This is a genomic window from Rhodoglobus galactosidasius (assembly GCF_054957775.1).
In genome coordinates, this window is the sequence record NZ_JBQIAV010000001.1 from 88,118 (window position 1) to 101,978 (window position 13,861).

Here is a 13,861-nt window from a genome sequence, read left to right on the forward strand (position 1 = left end):
AATCGGGTCACGGCATCCCCGAGATACCGCTCAAAACCGGGGCACACGCCGCAACGCGCCGCAGGATGTTCACCTCGCATTCATGCCGAAGTGCTCAACTAGTCCTATGACCGGCTACGCGTCACAATATCCACGGCCCGACCATTTCGTGTTGCATCTGAGTGACACGCACTTTTTGGCAGGTGAAGGAAAGCTATACAACACCCTCGATAGCGAGGCGAAGCTGCGCACACTGTTTTCCGAACTCGAAGCATCCGGCTCCCGACCCGAAGCAATCATCTTCACCGGTGACCTCGCCGACAAAGGCGAAGCCGACGCTTACCGGTCCTTGCGCGCGATTGTAGAACCCGCAGCGGAACGTCTCGGTGCACAAGTTGTGTGGGTCATGGGCAACCACGACGACCGCAGCACCTTCGCGACAACGATGCTCGACGAGGCAGCGTCCGAAGAACCCATCGATCGTGTCATCGACATCAACGGGTTGCGCATCATCACCCTCGACTCCACCGTGCCCGGCCACCACTACGGACACATTACGGATGCCCAGCTGCTGTGGCTGCAGAATGTGCTCGCCACCCCGGCGCCCCACGGCACCCTCCTCGCCATGCACCACCCGCCCGTGCCCAGCATGCTCGATCTTGCCGTGACCGTCGAACTGCGTGCGCAACAAGAGCTGGCTGCAGTGATTCGCGGCAGCGACATCCGCAGCATCATTGCCGGACACCTGCACTACTCGACCACCGCAACCTTCGCCGGAATCCCCGTCTCCGTCGCCTCAGCGACCTGCTACACGCAAGATCTCAACGTTGCGGTGGGCGGCAGTCGCAGCAGGGATGGCGCACAATCGTTCAACCTGATCCATGTGTACGACGAGACCGTCCTACATTCGGTAGTGCCCCTCGGCGAGTACGACAGTCTGGCCTACGTGACGACGGAAGAGACTGCGGCAATACTGGCTAAGCACAGCATCACGATCGCCCCCGCCACCAACCCGCACGTCGTCCTCAGCAGCATCCCGGCATAAGCCCCGCCGCTACTCTGGCCCCGCTACTCCGCTTCTGGCAGCTCCCACGGTGCCGCAACGGGAAAGTACTCGTCGAGGAACGTGCGCACTGCTGCCGCCCGATCTTCTGCCGAAACCTCCGGAAAGCTGCCGTCATTGAGGCAGAAGAAATCACTTGAGCGCTTGCGCAGCAGCGAGCGCATCTTGCGCAAACCGCCCAGCGACGTCGTATCGACGTACTTGACCTTGGCATCCGCCTGAATCATGGCCTTGCCACTCAGCAGTGCGTAGTAGTGGTACAGCGAGTTGGTCACCGAAATATCGGTGGCCTGGCGGAAAGTACTCGCGCTGGTGCGCTTAAAGTCTTCGGGAAACTCTTGCTCGAGCTCTTTCATCACCGAAATACGCAGCGGGGTTGCCGCGTGCTCCAAGTGACGAGTGATCGTCGCACCAAACTTTTGCTGCAACAGTCGGCGGTTCACCCGGGCCGCATTCTCAAAGCCAGAGCGCTCAATGCTGCTCTCCCCCAAACCGATGCGGGTGCGGGCTTCAATGAACTTCGAAACGCCGCCAGGGGTAAAGAACGCAGTTGGGCTCACCGAACGACCAAAGAACATGTCGTCGTTGGAATACAAGAAGTGCTCGCTGAGACCCGGGATGTTGTGCAACTGGCTTTCGACCGCGTGCGAGTTGTGGGTTGGCAAGTCGTCGTGGTTCGCAAAGAAGTCTTCGCTGCGCATCAACGTGACCCGCGGATGCTCGGCCAACCATGCCGGGCGCGGCGAGTCAGTCGCAATGTAGATATTGCGAATCCAGGGCGCAAACAAGTGGACCGAACGCAGAGCGTACTTCAGCTCATCCAACTGCCTAAAGCGCGCCTCAGAGTCATCACCTTCACCAACGACAAAATTCGCCATGCGGGCAGCGCGGGCCTTCTGCCACTCAAGCTCAGCACCGTCAACCCATGAAAACACGATGTCGATGTCGAAATTGATGTCGCTGGCCAGCGGGTCAAACATTCCTCGCAACGTCGGCCACGACTGACCATAAAATTCGACGGTGTCAGCGATCGCTTCAGTGCGTGGCACCCACCGACGCATTAGGGCGTTCGGGTTTGGCGCAACAACCTCATCGCGCACGTATTCCCACAGCTCCAGGCGCACACCGAACGGCGCATCAAAACGGAGACGACCAGCAGGCTCAACGCGCGGGCGAAACAGCATCATTGCTTTCGCTTTGATCGCCGAAACCAGAACACCATCAGCGACGAGCACGGGGCTGTCGCGTGCATCCGACGCAACCGGTTTGCCGTTCTCCTTGATGCGAGCCGGCTTCACATAGAAGGGCTCGTTCTGGCAGGCAGCGACCAAAGCAAAGCCGAGCGCCTTGCGATCTTTCCAATCGACCGCCAACACCGGAGTTTCACCATCACCGCGCACCAACAGAAACTGGATGCCCGCATCATCGAGCACACCACGAAGAAATAACAGATCGTCGCGCACAGCCTCCCGCGGGGTCAGAGTGTCATTGCTGAGCGCAAGCAGTCCATCGTGCAAGACAACATCATCGCGGTTCACAACCGCAGGAGAAGAAACATGGTCAATCAAGGAGGCCCCGTCGTTAAAGCGTGAGTGAGCTGCCCAGCGACCGAAAATCGGCATGCCGTTAGCTTCTCCGAGGATAGCCTGAGCCACTGAGAATCGGCCGGATTGCGCCCGGCAGCGCTCAGCTACATGCTGCCAAGTTCGTACACCACCACACTCGTGATCATCGGGTTCGTCTTGGCGAGCGCTACTGCGGCATCCTTGTCGGCTGCCTCGATAACTGAATAACCGGTGAGGGCATCGAGACCGAAATCGAGCGGGGTCGCACCATCGCGGGTGACCTCAATGCCGGGGCTGAGAGGATTGCCGGGATCGACCATTGCCTCCCCCACGTCGCCGAACCAGCTCATCCATGCGGCACCGATTTCGGGGGTGGGTTGTTTGAAACCCTTGTAGAGGAATAGAAACTTCGTCACGGGCTGCACTTTCCGCCTCACGACGGCGGATCGTCGTCGCACACCACCATGGTGGCCAGCTCCGATGCAACCCTACGCCGATCAAAGCTCTGCTTATTGAGTCATACTCGGTAGACTTGGCTCAGCCACAAAGGAGGCTTGCATGTCTGACTTCTCCATTCTCTGGGGGATCATCCCGATCCTCGCGGTCGTTGCCTATCTCGCCCTGATCGTCGTCGCGCTCATGCAAGTCTTCAACTCCACGATGCCGACCAACACCAAACTGCTCTGGCTGATCGTGATTCTGATCGCACCATTCATTGGATCACTCATCTGGTTTGCCGTGGGGCGCAACAGCGCACTGCTCTAAGCTGACGCGCACACTGAGCACGCGTTTGGTTGTGCGCTGCTCTAAACGATGAACCCGTCGGGCGCTGCACCCAGCAGGTCGCGCGTCGACACGATCTGAGCAAACTCGTCATGCAGGTTCACTCCGGTGATGCGCGAGAGTTCGTCAGCGGTCACCTCTTCGCCATACGGCCCGATGCGGTCGAAGGTGTGGGTGGCATCCAACACAAACGTCACGTCATAGCCGAGATTGCCACCAACCCGCGCCGTCGTCTCACAGCAGTGGTTGGTCGTGATCCCGCAGATCGCGATTGATTTAATTCCGGATGCTTTCAGCCACGCGTCCAAGTCGGGGCTGCCATGAAAGCTCGAGTTCACTGACTTCGACACCAACAATTCAGGGGTGCCAGAGAGCACATCCTTGAACTCGTTGCCGGAGGCGTTCGGATGCAGGGGCGACGCGACATCCAATGAATCGTGTCGAACGTAGACGATCGGCCAGCCTTCGCGACGCCAATGGCCAATCAGCATGCCAATCTTTGAGTCGCAGTCGGGGTTGTTGCGGGGGCCCCAATACTCGGAATCGTCGAAGCCTCGTTGAACATCCACCACTATCAGTGCTGTCGTCATTGCGGCCTCCTCGCCGTCGGCGTCGCCACCGAACTAGCCGACGCTTACCCCGAATAGTAGACCTAGAAGGTACGTGGCCGCAGCGGCACCATAGCCAATCGCCAATTGCCGCAGGGCACGTTTCAGTGGTGAAGCGCCCGAGAGCAAACCGACGATGGCGCCAGTGACGAGAAGGGCCACGCCCACGAGCCCGGCGGCGATAAACACCGCGGTGAGGCCCTCAGCCCCGAACAGATACGGCAGCACCGGAATGACCGCACCAGACGCAAAGAACGCGAAACTTGACGCGGATGCTCCGACCGCCGAACCAATCGGATTATGCACGACAGTTGCTGTCTCTGGCTGTGCTTGCGTGCCTGCCAAGACTTCTGCGGCACGCAGGTCTGCTTCGTGCGCGCTCATTCCGCGAGCGCGGTAGACGAGCGCCAACTCGTTCTTGTCAACATCGAGGTGAGTGACAGAGTCGGTTGAGATTGGGCCGTGCGCTGCGGCATTTTCGAGCTCAAGTTGTGATCGCACCGACACGTATTCACCGGCGGCCATCGAGAGCGCACCGGCGAGCAGCCCGGCGACTCCGGTGAGCAACACAATGTTCGTGGGGAGACCGGCGGCGCTCATGCCGAGCACGAGGGCGAGGTTGGAGACGAGCCCATCGTTGGCTCCAAACACTGCGGCGCGAAACGTGCCCGAGAGGCGTTGGCGGCCGCGGGTAGCGAGGGCCCGAACGACTTCCTCATGCACGGCCTCATCGGCGGCCATCGTGTCGGTGGCGTCTGCGTCATCCACATACGGCGATCGTGATTCTGCTCGTTGCGCGAGCGCGAGCACAAAGACGGAACCAAAACGGCGGGCCAGGAATCCCAAAATCCGTGTGCGGGGGTCAGTGGGCAGCGGTCGCCCGGCACGATCCCCCAACAGGGTCAGCCAGTGGTCTTCGTGGCGTTTCTCTGCGGTGGCAAGCGCCAGCAAGATCTCGCGCTCTTCACCGCTGCGCCGGGATGCGAGGTCACGATAGATCGCCGCTTCAGCGCGTTCTGCGGCGAGATAACGTCGCCACCGTCGAGCGTCGCGGGCGCTCGGTTCGTGCCTCATGCGGAGTACCTCCATGCGTCGAACCTCATGCTGAGTACTCAACACCCCAGCTAGCCTCGAACTCGATGCCCGGCTCAAGCCACAGCAGGCCGCGGCCCGTGTTGAAAGCGTTGGGCGCACCGGTCATCGGCTCAATAGCGACAACCTGCCCCTCGCCGGCGAGCGTCGGAAAGTTGCGAGGCGTGAACAGTTGAACGAAGTCGAAGTTCTCGTCAACCGTGAGCCGAAGCTCGCGGCCGTCAGGCGCAGTGAGTCGTGCGGCAACACCGTCAACAACATCAACCCGAGCGAATGCGGTGTCTAGGTCGAGATCCCCAACAAGGCGGCCACCACTGAGGTCGAACTCGGTGCCCGCCACCGCAACTTCGCCAGTGGGGATGAGGCGCTCATTCGATTCGAAGCGCGTGGCGGCGGTCATCGTGAGCGTGAGCTGCGCAATGGGAGTTTCACCGATCTTGAAGAAGGGGTGGGTACCGACCGCATACGGGGCTGCGGCATCCGACAAATTCGTGGCGGTGTGAGTGACGCGCAAACCAGTCTCGACCAGCTCATAACGCACCGTTGTGTGAACATGGAAGGGGTAACCGTGCTGCGGGAACACCGTGGCACCCAGCGTCACTGACTCCGGGGTGCGCTCGATAAGCGAATAACCCGTGTTACGAAGCAGACCATGGATGGCATTATTGCGGTCGCCTTCAGTGATATCGAGCTGTTGAACGGCGCCGTCGAGCCTCCAACGACCATCTTCAATGCGGTTCGGCCACGGAACCAAAACAATGCCGTCAGCAAAGGGAGGCATCGTCGATTCGGCGTACGACTCAACGAGATCAACTCCGCCGATGCTGAACTCGCGAAGCGACGCCGCAAGTTCAGTTACCGTTGCTCGCGCCTCACCCTGTTCGGTGGCACGAGTAATGATGTACTGGGTTCCGGTAGGTACGCTCACCGCAACAGCCTACCGGCGTAGAACTCACAATCAGGAAGCACCCATGTCAGATATTCGCGATGACGTACTTGTCGACTTCGAAGCCGTCTTCGGGCACCCCGCAGATGGCGTGTGGTCGGCCCCCGGTCGCCTCACCCTGCTCGGCACTGCCGATAACCCCGACACGGATGCCGAACTTGCGATTGCCATCAACCGCCGCACTGTACTCGCGGCCTCCACTCGCAGCGATCGTTCGGTGCGAATCGCGAGTGCGCTCGTTGATGAACTCGTCTCGGTGGAGCTCGATGAGTTGGCCACCAGCGAGGGTGCAGCAGGCTGGAGCCGCATTGCTTTGGCCATTGTGCAGGAGGTGATGGCGGCATCCGCCAACCAACAGGAGCTCAGTGGTGTCGAGGTGTTCATCGATACGACGGTGCCGGTGGGTGCCGGGCTAGGTTCGTCATCAGCGCTGGAGGCGGCGCTTGCTCTGGCCCTGACAGATCTGTGGAATCTGGGCGAGCAGGTTGCCCATTTGCCCCACCACCCAGACGTTGCCGCGTGCGTGTTTGCGCTTGACGACCACGCTCTCGTGCGGCTGGAAGGCGAGACCCGCCCAGAACCGCTCCCCCTCGACTGGCAGACCGCCGGGCTCGAACTGCTCGTGATCGACACCGATGCGCCCACCGCCGATGCCCTCGAGACGGCGATCGCCGATGACGAAGTGCGTCGCACCCTGCACAGCATCACCGAAAATCAGCGGGTTCGTGACGCGGTGCTCGCGATCCGTGACGAAACACCGCGCTTGCTAGGCGCGCTGCTCGATGCCTCACACGCGAGCCTGCGCGACGAATACGGCATCTCCACCACCGAAGTCGACCTTGCGGTTGAGACCGCTATGACCGCCGGTGCATTGGGTGCGCGGATGCTCGGCCGCCCCTTCAGCGGAGTAGCGATCGCCCTCGTCGACACCGATACGGCATCCCGGGTGCGAGTAGCGCTCGATGGCGCGTTCGCCGAGCACGCGATGGGACAACCCACCGTGGAGGCAATCTCCCCGTCGCAGGGTGCCCTGCGCGATCGCTAAGCAGCCAAACAGCTCGCTCACGCACCGCTAGTTCGCCCAACGCGACGCGGTAAACGCTGCGCGCCAAGCGCTAAGCGCTAAGCGCTAAGAGAGCACCTTCAGTACGAACGCGACCATGAAAGCGATCGCGACGATCGTGCCTGCCCACACCCAGACCTGTGCCCAGGGAAAGCGGCGCTTGCGTGGCGTGCGCTTTGCCGCCTGGTGGTGCGGCGTCGCTCGAGGCGTAGTCGCTCGGTGCGGCCTGGCTTGAGGCTGCGACTCCGACGGGCTCTTGATCGCCACCGTTACAGCCGTTCGGCCGCGTCGACGACGTTCTTGACGAGCATCGCGCGGGTCATGGGGCCAACGCCACCGGGCATCGGCGACAGGTAGCCGGCGATCTCAGCAACACCGGGGTCAACGTCACCAACGAGATGGCCCTTGCCGGTTTCGGGATCGACAACGCGGGTGATGCCCACATCGAGCACTGCCGCGCCCGGCTTGATCCACTCGGGGCGAATCAGCCCGGCCGATCCGACGGCGGCAACCACGATGTCCGCCTGGCGAACGTGGGTCTCAAGCTGCGTGGTGCGGGAATGCGTGAGGGTGACCGTGGCATCCAGCCCCTTGCGGGTGAGCAACAATCCGATGGGGCGACCGACGGTGAGCCCGCGACCGACCACGACCACATGCTTGCCCGAGATCGGTACGTCGTAGCGCTCCAGCATTTCTACGATTCCGGCGGGCGTGCAGGGCAGCGGCGAATCGAGCACACTGCCAACACCCAGCACGAGGCGGCCGAGGTTGGTGGGGTGCAGGCCATCCGCATCTTTGGCCGGATCCATGAGTTCGAGCATCGCGTTCTCATCGAGACCGGCAGGCAGCGGCAGCTGAATGATGTATCCGGTAACGGCAGGGTTTTCGTTCAACGCAATAATGGCATCCCGAACTTCGTCAGCGGATGCCGTGGCCGGCAGATCGACACGGAACGACTCGATGCCAATTTCGGCACAGTCGCGGTGCTTGCCAGCAACGTAGGAACGCGACCCTGGGTCGTCACCGACGAGCAGGGTACCCAGACCGGGCGTGATGCCGCGGGACTTGAGGGCATCGACGCGAACACGCAGTTCGTTCTTTACTGCGGTTGCCGTAGCAACACCGTCAAGTTTCACTGCGGTCATCGTTTTCCGTTCGAATCGGGCCAACGCACTGTTCGGCCACCTACACAACTGCCATGTCCATTAAACGCTAAAGAGCCCGCCGCTGTGTTCACACGGCGACGGGCTCTCTAGCTATGCCTGTTTAGGCCCAGGTTGTGGCCATTTAGGCCCAGAGTGCGGCTGGTTATGCCCAGCTACCGGGGCTTTCGAGTCCTTCATACAGCGGGAAGGCATCGGCGAGCGCGCGGGCACGACCCTGCAGCGTACTGATGTCTGCACCGGGCTTGAGGGTTTCGGCGATGATGTCAGCAACCTCAGTGAATTCGGCGTCACCGAATCCGCGGGTGGCCAGCGCTGGCGTTCCGATGCGCAATCCGGAAGTGACCATGGGCGGGCGGGGGTCGGCAGGAACCGCGTTGCGGTTGACCGTGATGTCGACGGAGTGCAGTAGGTCTTCGGCTTCTTGGCCGTTGAGTTCTGATTTGCGCAGGTCAACGAGCACGAGGTGCACGTCGGTGCCTCCCGTGAGCACGTCAATTCCGAGCTCTTTCATGTCGTCTTGAACGAGACGCTCGGCAAGAAGCTTGGCGCCGCGAAGCGTGCGCTCCTGGCGGTCCTTGAATTCAGGGGTTGCCGCGAGCATGAATGCGGTCGCCTTGGCGGCGATCACGTGCATGAGGGGTCCACCCTGCTGACCGGGGAACACATTGGAGTTGATCTTCTTTGCGATGTCAACATTGTTGGTGAGGATGAAGCCCGAGCGCGGACCACCGATGGTCTTGTGCACGGTCGACGACACAACATCCGCGAAAGGAACCGGCGACGGGTGCAGTCCAGCAGCAACCAGTCCCGCGAAGTGTGCCATGTCGACCCATAGGACTGCGCCAACCTCATCGGCAATCTCACGGAAGGCAGCGAAGTCGAGCTGGCGAGTGTAGGCCGACCAGCCAGCGATGATGACCTGCGGCTGAACCTCGATGGCCTTGGCGCGAACATCGGCCATGTCGAGCACGCCGGTTTCTTCGTTCACTCCATAGGCGTGAGCTTCGTAGAGCTTGCCCGAGAAGTTGAGGCGCATACCGTGGGTGAGGTGCCCGCCGTGATCGAGCGAGAGACCGAGGATGCGGTCGCCGGGCTTTGCGATAGCCGACAGCACTGCGGCGTTGGCCGACGCACCCGAGTGGGGCTGAACGTTCGCGAAGGCGGAACCGAACAGGCTCTTGGCACGTTCGATGGCGAGCTTCTCTGCAATATCCACAAATTCGCAACCGCCGTAGTAACGGCGACCCGGGTAACCCTCTGCGTACTTGTTGGTAAGAACCGAACCCTGTGCTTCGAGAACGGCACGCGGAACGAAGTTTTCGCTTGCGATCATCTCGAGGGTATTTCGCTGGCGTTCGAGTTCTTGACCAAGAACGGCAGCGATCTCGGGGTCTACCTCAGAGAGAGGCGAAAGGAATGTTGACACAGATGAGCTCCTTGCGACGGGGTGGATACGTCAAATCTACCGGGTGCCGGTGATCGGTGCGAGAGTTATCGAACATCTGGGCCGCACCTAAGCTGGTAGCCATGAGCGACCACATCATCCATTCAGCGCAGCTAGTCACTGGCGACGAGGTTGTTGCCAACGGCTGGGTAGCCTGGAGCGGCGACACGATCACCGCCGTCGGTGTTGGCGAAGACTGGCGAGCACACGCCAGCAACGAGACCCAGATCACGGATGCAGCCGGCGGCTACCTCACGCCAGGCTTCATCGACATCCACTGCCATGGCGGCAATGCGGCAGCCTTCGACAACGGTCCCGACGCGATCCGCACAGCGCTCTCGGTGCACCGCGCTCACGGAACCACCCGCTCCGTCATCTCCCTAGTCAGTGGAGATCACGCAAGCCTCATGCAGAACCTGGCCGTGATCGCCGAACTCGCCGCAACCGATCCTCTCGTGCTCGGCAGCCACCTCGAAGGCCCCTTTCTCGAGCAGTCGTTCAGGGGCGCCCACAACCCAGAAGCCTTGCGGAGTCCCACGCCCGACGAGATCGATGAGCTCCTTTCCGCCGCAGCAGGCACCCTCCGGCAGATCACGCTGGCTCCCGAACTCAACGGTTCCATGGCTGCAATTGCCCAATTCACCGAAGCGGGCGTCGCGGTATCGGTTGGGCATACGTCGGCTGACTACGAGCAGTCTTGTGCCGCATTCGATGCGGGAGCGCGCCTACTCACTCATGCTTTCAACGGCATGAAGGGCATCCACCACCGCGCTCCCGGCCCTGTTGCTGCGGCGATCAGTCGCGAGTCAGTGATACTTGAGGTCATCAATGACGGCGTGCATGTGCATCCGGATGTCGTGAAGATGCTGTTCGCCTCAGCTCCTGGTCGCGTCGCACTGATTACGGACGCAATGGCCGCAGCCGGCGCGAGCGACGGCCCCTATGTGCTCGGCTCGCTCGATGTGACAGTGACCGACGGTGTCGCGCGGTTGAGCGACGCCGGTTCGATCGCCGGGTCAACCTTGACGATGGATGCTGCGGTGCGCCGTGCCGGCACCGAGGTCGGTGTGAGTGTGCCGCAGGCTGTTGCCGCGGCGACCTCGGTGCCGGCTCGCGCAATCGGACGCGCTGCAGAGCTCGGCTCACTTGCTGCCGGATTCGCCGCCGATGCCGTGCTACTCGATGCCGACTTTAAGGTGCAGGCGGTGTGGGCTGCTGGTCGCGAATTGCCGCGGCCCGACCATCCCGACGCCTGAGCAGCTCGCCACCAACAATCGCGAACACCACGGCGACACCGAGAATGACGGCGTCGACTGCGGGTAGCGAGAGGATGCCGTACTGGTCGAGCAGGATGCCACCGAAGAGTGCGCCGCCGCCGATGCCGATGTTGAATGACGTGGTGAGGTAGGCCGAGCCGACATCGCGCATACGAGGGGATGCGAGCTGAAGGAGGCGCGTCTGAATCATCGCGGGCACTCCACCGAACGCCATTCCCCAGATCGTGATGACGGGGAACATGATCCACGGCTCCGCGGGGAACATGCCGAGCAGTGCCGCACAGATTGCTACGAGAGCGACAGTGACGATGATGATGCTGCGCGGGAAGCGATCGACGAGAAGCCCCGCGAGCGCAAGCCCAACCGCACCAGCGGCACCGAAAACGAGCAGCACCCCGGCGACCGACCCGGGCTCAATACCGGCCGGGCCGATGAGGTACGGAACGATGTAGGTGTAAAAGAGGTTGTGGCCGAGCATCACGAGCGCAACCAGAATGCACACGTAAATCACGCCGGGAACCGAACGGTCTTTGCGCAGCGGGATAGAGATCTCGGCGGTGGAAAGCGGGGGCTGGTGATCAACCGGCGGAAGCACGCGCACCACCATGATCGTGAGCGCAAGGATGATTATTGCAATCACGACGAAGGCGAGTCGCCATCCAAGAGCGTGACCGAGAGCGGTGCCGACAGGAACGCCGAGCACGAACGCCGCAGTGGCCCCGGCACTAGTAACGGCAACGGCACGGCCGACCTGATGCGGAGGGACAAGGTGCGCAGAGTACGCACCGACGACAGCCCAAAAGAGACCGTGCGAGAGTCCGCCGATCACACGGGCGACGACAAGCACCGCATAGTTGGGTGCCGCAGCGGCCAACAGGTTGCCGACTACGAAGACCAGCAGCACCACAATGACGAGCGACTTGCGCGAGTGGTTGCGGGTGAGCGCGGCAAGCGGCGCAGTAGAGATTACGACAGTGGCCGCAAAAATCGTGATGAGCAGGCCAACCTGCGATTCAGATACCGACAACTCGGTAGCAATCTCGGGCAACAATCCGGTGGGCAACCACTCGCTCGTGACTGAGGTGAAGATCAGCGCTGAGAGGGTGAAAAGACCCGCCCACGGAAACGCTTGAGATGACGAAGACCCTGGTGGAGTGCGTGGCGTGCTCATGTTTGACTTAGCCTACCGCTGGCACCGGTACGCTGATTCTGTGACCACCTCAACACACTGGATCGTAACCCTCACTTGTGACGACAAGCCCGGCATCGTGCACGCCATCAGTGGCGCCATCGTTGAGGCCGGCGGAAACATCACCGAGTCGCAGCAGTTCTCCAGTGGAGACACCGGCCGCTTCTTCATGCGGTTGCAAGTGGAATCGGATGCTCCGCGCGAGGTTTTCGAGCAGGCTCTCGCCCCCGTGACTGAGCGCTACACGATGGAATGGCAGCTTGACGTTGTCGGGCGCCCGCTGCGCACCCTTGTGTTGGCATCCAAGTCAGGGCACTGCGTCAACGACCTCCTCTACCGCCAGCGCGCCGGTCAACTAGCGATCGATATGCCTCTCATCATGAGCAACCACCCCGACCTGGGTTCTCTTGCCGAGTTCTATGAGGTGCCTTTCGAGTCGCACCCAGTGACCACCGCCGGTCAGAAGTTGGCGTTCGAAGACCGCATTCTTGAGGTCGTCGAGCAGCACGACATCGAGCTTGTCGTACTCGCCCGCTACATGCAGATCCTCTCACCGGAACTGTGTGAGCAGTTGAGCGGCAAAATCATCAACATTCACCACTCGTTCTTGCCAGGCTTCAAAGGCGCCAACCCCTACAAGCAAGCGCACGCCCGCGGCGTGAAACTCATCGGAGCCACCGCTCACTTTGTGACGAGCGACCTCGACGAGGGCCCCATCATTGAACAAAACGTCGTACGGGTAGACCACGCAAGCACCGCGAGCGAACTCGTCTCGATTGGTCAAGACGAAGAGAGCCGCACCCTCACCCAGGCAGTGAAGTGGTTTGCGGAAGACCGTGTGCTGCTCGACGGTGCACGCACCATCATCTTCCGCTAGTGCAGGCGCTCCCAGTCGAGTCGGTTCTCCCACGAATACCGGTAGTAGTCGGCGAACTTCAGCTCGGATGCCGCCGCCTCATCCACAATCACCGTCACCGTTGAGTGCAACTGGATCGCCGATCCCGGCAAGCTCGCCGTCACCGGACCCTCGACGGCACCCGCGAGCGCCGCGGCCTTCGCCTCACCAAACGCGAGCAGCACGAGATGCCCTGCACGCTGGATGGTGCCGAGCCCCTGCGTGATGCAGTGTCTGGGCACTTGCTCGGGCGAAGCGAAGAAGCGAGCGTTGTCGAGCCGAGTCTGCTGCGTCAAAGTCTTAACGCGAGTGAGCGATGCAAAGGACGACCCCGGCTCGTTGAAACCGATATGGCCCGTCGACCCGATGCCCAAAATCTGCAAGTCGATCCCACCCGCGGCGACAATCGCGCGCTCATAGTCTTCGCCCGCAGTCTCGATTGGCCCGCTCTCGGCCGGCACCTGCACCAGCGACGGCGTCAACCCGAGCGGCTCAACAACCTCCCGAGTGATTACCGAGCGGTAGCTCTGGGGATGCCCAGCAGACAATCCGACATATTCATCGAGAGCAAAGCCCCGCACAGCAGACAGATCGAGGGCACGTGCCGCGAGCGCAGACCACGTCGTTAAGGGCGTCGACCCCGTCGCTAAGCCCAGCACGACATCCGGGGTCCGACGCACAAGCGCCTCGATAAGGTCTGCAGCAACTTCACCTGCAGCCTCTTTTGACTCAACAATCACAACCTCTGCCATATAAGTACTTTCTCACGCCTGCGGCCGTGCGCGCAGAGT

15 protein-coding genes are annotated in these 13,861 nt (G+C 61.5%); 5 read left to right on the forward strand and 10 right to left on the reverse strand.

The features are described from left to right. Positions 1 to 106 precede the first annotated feature (106 nt). On the forward strand, positions 107 to 1,024 hold the full coding sequence (locus ACTJJW_RS00490; protein WP_462642033.1) for a phosphodiesterase: 918 nt from the start codon (positions 107 to 109) through the stop codon (positions 1,022 to 1,024). 23 nt (positions 1,025 to 1,047) lie between these two features. Here the strand turns inward: ACTJJW_RS00490 and ACTJJW_RS00495 are convergent, their stop codons facing one another. Then, on the reverse strand, positions 1,048 to 2,664 hold the full coding sequence (locus ACTJJW_RS00495; RefSeq protein WP_462642467.1) for a stealth family protein: 1,617 nt from the start codon (positions 2,662 to 2,664) through the stop codon (positions 1,048 to 1,050). A 68-nt stretch (positions 2,665 to 2,732) separates the two neighbouring features. Next, the gene (locus ACTJJW_RS00500; protein WP_462642034.1) at positions 2,733 to 3,023 is read right to left on the reverse strand and encodes a YciI family protein; all 291 of its coding nucleotides are present in this window, start codon (positions 3,021 to 3,023) and stop codon (positions 2,733 to 2,735) included. A gap of 142 nt (positions 3,024 to 3,165) precedes the next feature. On the opposite strand from ACTJJW_RS00500, the gene ACTJJW_RS00505 reads away from it, so the two are divergent. Beyond that, positions 3,166 to 3,372, forward strand: a complete 207-nt coding sequence (locus ACTJJW_RS00505) for a PLDc N-terminal domain-containing protein (RefSeq protein WP_462642035.1) — start codon at positions 3,166 to 3,168, stop codon at positions 3,370 to 3,372. A 41-nt stretch (positions 3,373 to 3,413) separates the two neighbouring features. Here the strand turns inward: ACTJJW_RS00505 and ACTJJW_RS00510 are convergent, their stop codons facing one another. The 3 genes from ACTJJW_RS00510 to ACTJJW_RS00520 are packed head-to-tail and all read right to left on the reverse strand — an operon-like array spanning position 3,414 to position 6,018. Continuing rightward, on the reverse strand, positions 3,414 to 3,980 hold the full coding sequence (locus tag ACTJJW_RS00510) for a cysteine hydrolase family protein (RefSeq protein ID WP_462642036.1): 567 nt from the start codon (positions 3,978 to 3,980) through the stop codon (positions 3,414 to 3,416). A gap of 33 nt (positions 3,981 to 4,013) precedes the next feature. Next, positions 4,014 to 5,072 (reverse strand): VIT1/CCC1 transporter family protein, encoded by a 1,059-nt coding sequence (locus ACTJJW_RS00515; protein ID WP_462642037.1) that lies wholly within the window; start codon positions 5,070 to 5,072, stop codon positions 4,014 to 4,016. A gap of 25 nt (positions 5,073 to 5,097) precedes the next feature. Then, positions 5,098 to 6,018: an aldose 1-epimerase family protein gene (locus tag ACTJJW_RS00520; RefSeq protein ID WP_462642038.1), complete on the reverse strand. Its 921-nt coding sequence runs from the start codon at positions 6,016 to 6,018 to the stop codon at positions 5,098 to 5,100. 43 nt (positions 6,019 to 6,061) lie between these two features. Here ACTJJW_RS00520 and ACTJJW_RS00525 point away from each other — a divergent pair, with 43 nt between their 5' ends. After that, on the forward strand, positions 6,062 to 7,081 hold the full coding sequence (locus ACTJJW_RS00525) for a galactokinase (protein WP_462642039.1): 1,020 nt from the start codon (positions 6,062 to 6,064) through the stop codon (positions 7,079 to 7,081). 84 nt (positions 7,082 to 7,165) lie between these two features. On the opposite strand, the gene ACTJJW_RS00530 is transcribed toward ACTJJW_RS00525, so the two are convergent. The 3 genes from ACTJJW_RS00530 to glyA all read right to left on the reverse strand — a co-directional run bounded on the left by ACTJJW_RS00530 (position 7,166) and on the right by glyA (position 9,691). After that, entirely contained in the window at positions 7,166 to 7,366 is a 201-nt protein-coding gene (locus ACTJJW_RS00530; protein ID WP_462642040.1) for a hypothetical protein, read from the reverse strand. A 2-nt stretch (positions 7,367 to 7,368) separates the two neighbouring features. Next, positions 7,369 to 8,244 (reverse strand): bifunctional methylenetetrahydrofolate dehydrogenase/methenyltetrahydrofolate cyclohydrolase, encoded by an 876-nt coding sequence (locus tag ACTJJW_RS00535; protein ID WP_462642041.1) that lies wholly within the window; start codon positions 8,242 to 8,244, stop codon positions 7,369 to 7,371. A gap of 163 nt (positions 8,245 to 8,407) precedes the next feature. Continuing rightward, complete coding sequence (gene glyA / locus ACTJJW_RS00540) at positions 8,408 to 9,691, reverse strand: serine hydroxymethyltransferase (protein ID WP_462642042.1); 1,284 nt, start codon at positions 9,689 to 9,691, stop codon at positions 8,408 to 8,410. A 101-nt stretch (positions 9,692 to 9,792) separates the two neighbouring features. On the opposite strand from glyA, the gene nagA reads away from it, so the two are divergent. Continuing rightward, positions 9,793 to 10,965, forward strand: a complete 1,173-nt coding sequence (gene nagA, locus ACTJJW_RS00545) for an N-acetylglucosamine-6-phosphate deacetylase (RefSeq protein ID WP_462642043.1) — start codon at positions 9,793 to 9,795, stop codon at positions 10,963 to 10,965. Here the strand turns inward: nagA and ACTJJW_RS00550 are convergent. Continuing rightward, positions 10,901 to 12,157, reverse strand: coding sequence for an MFS transporter (locus ACTJJW_RS00550; RefSeq protein WP_462642044.1), 1,257 nt, complete (start codon positions 12,155 to 12,157; stop codon positions 10,901 to 10,903). The two genes, nagA and ACTJJW_RS00550, sit on opposite strands and share 65 nt — an antisense overlap. A gap of 40 nt (positions 12,158 to 12,197) precedes the next feature. On the opposite strand from ACTJJW_RS00550, the gene purU reads away from it, so the two are divergent. Beyond that, the gene (gene purU, locus ACTJJW_RS00555; RefSeq protein WP_462642045.1) at positions 12,198 to 13,052 is read left to right on the forward strand and encodes a formyltetrahydrofolate deformylase; all 855 of its coding nucleotides are present in this window, start codon (positions 12,198 to 12,200) and stop codon (positions 13,050 to 13,052) included. Here the strand turns inward: purU and ACTJJW_RS00560 are convergent. Next, on the reverse strand, positions 13,049 to 13,822 hold the full coding sequence (locus ACTJJW_RS00560) for a glucosamine-6-phosphate deaminase (protein ID WP_462642046.1): 774 nt from the start codon (positions 13,820 to 13,822) through the stop codon (positions 13,049 to 13,051). The genes purU and ACTJJW_RS00560 overlap by 4 nt on opposite strands. Between the last annotated feature and the right edge of the window lie 39 nt (positions 13,823 to 13,861).

Bases quoted from the DNA above. Each gene is read 5' to 3' on its own strand.
- ACTJJW_RS00550 (WP_462642044.1), bottom strand. From the start codon at position 12,157: ATGAGCACGCCACGCACTCCACCAGGGTCTTCGTCATCTCAAGCGTTT.
- ACTJJW_RS00560 (WP_462642046.1), bottom strand. From the start codon at position 13,822: ATGGCAGAGGTTGTGATTGTTGAGTCAAAAGAGGCTGCAGGTGAAGTT.
- ACTJJW_RS00490 (WP_462642033.1), top strand. From the start codon at position 107: ATGACCGGCTACGCGTCACAATATCCACGGCCCGACCATTTCGTGTTG.
- ACTJJW_RS00505 (WP_462642035.1), top strand. From the start codon at position 3,166: ATGTCTGACTTCTCCATTCTCTGGGGGATCATCCCGATCCTCGCGGTC.
- ACTJJW_RS00510 (WP_462642036.1), bottom strand. From the start codon at position 3,980: ATGACGACAGCACTGATAGTGGTGGATGTTCAACGAGGCTTCGACGAT.
- ACTJJW_RS00535 (WP_462642041.1), bottom strand. From the start codon at position 8,244: ATGACCGCAGTGAAACTTGACGGTGTTGCTACGGCAACCGCAGTAAAG.
- nagA (WP_462642043.1), top strand. From the start codon at position 9,793: ATGAGCGACCACATCATCCATTCAGCGCAGCTAGTCACTGGCGACGAG.
- ACTJJW_RS00495 (WP_462642467.1), bottom strand. From the start codon at position 2,664: ATGCCGATTTTCGGTCGCTGGGCAGCTCACTCACGCTTTAACGACGGG.
- ACTJJW_RS00515 (WP_462642037.1), bottom strand. From the start codon at position 5,072: ATGAGGCACGAACCGAGCGCCCGCGACGCTCGACGGTGGCGACGTTAT.
- ACTJJW_RS00525 (WP_462642039.1), top strand. From the start codon at position 6,062: ATGTCAGATATTCGCGATGACGTACTTGTCGACTTCGAAGCCGTCTTC.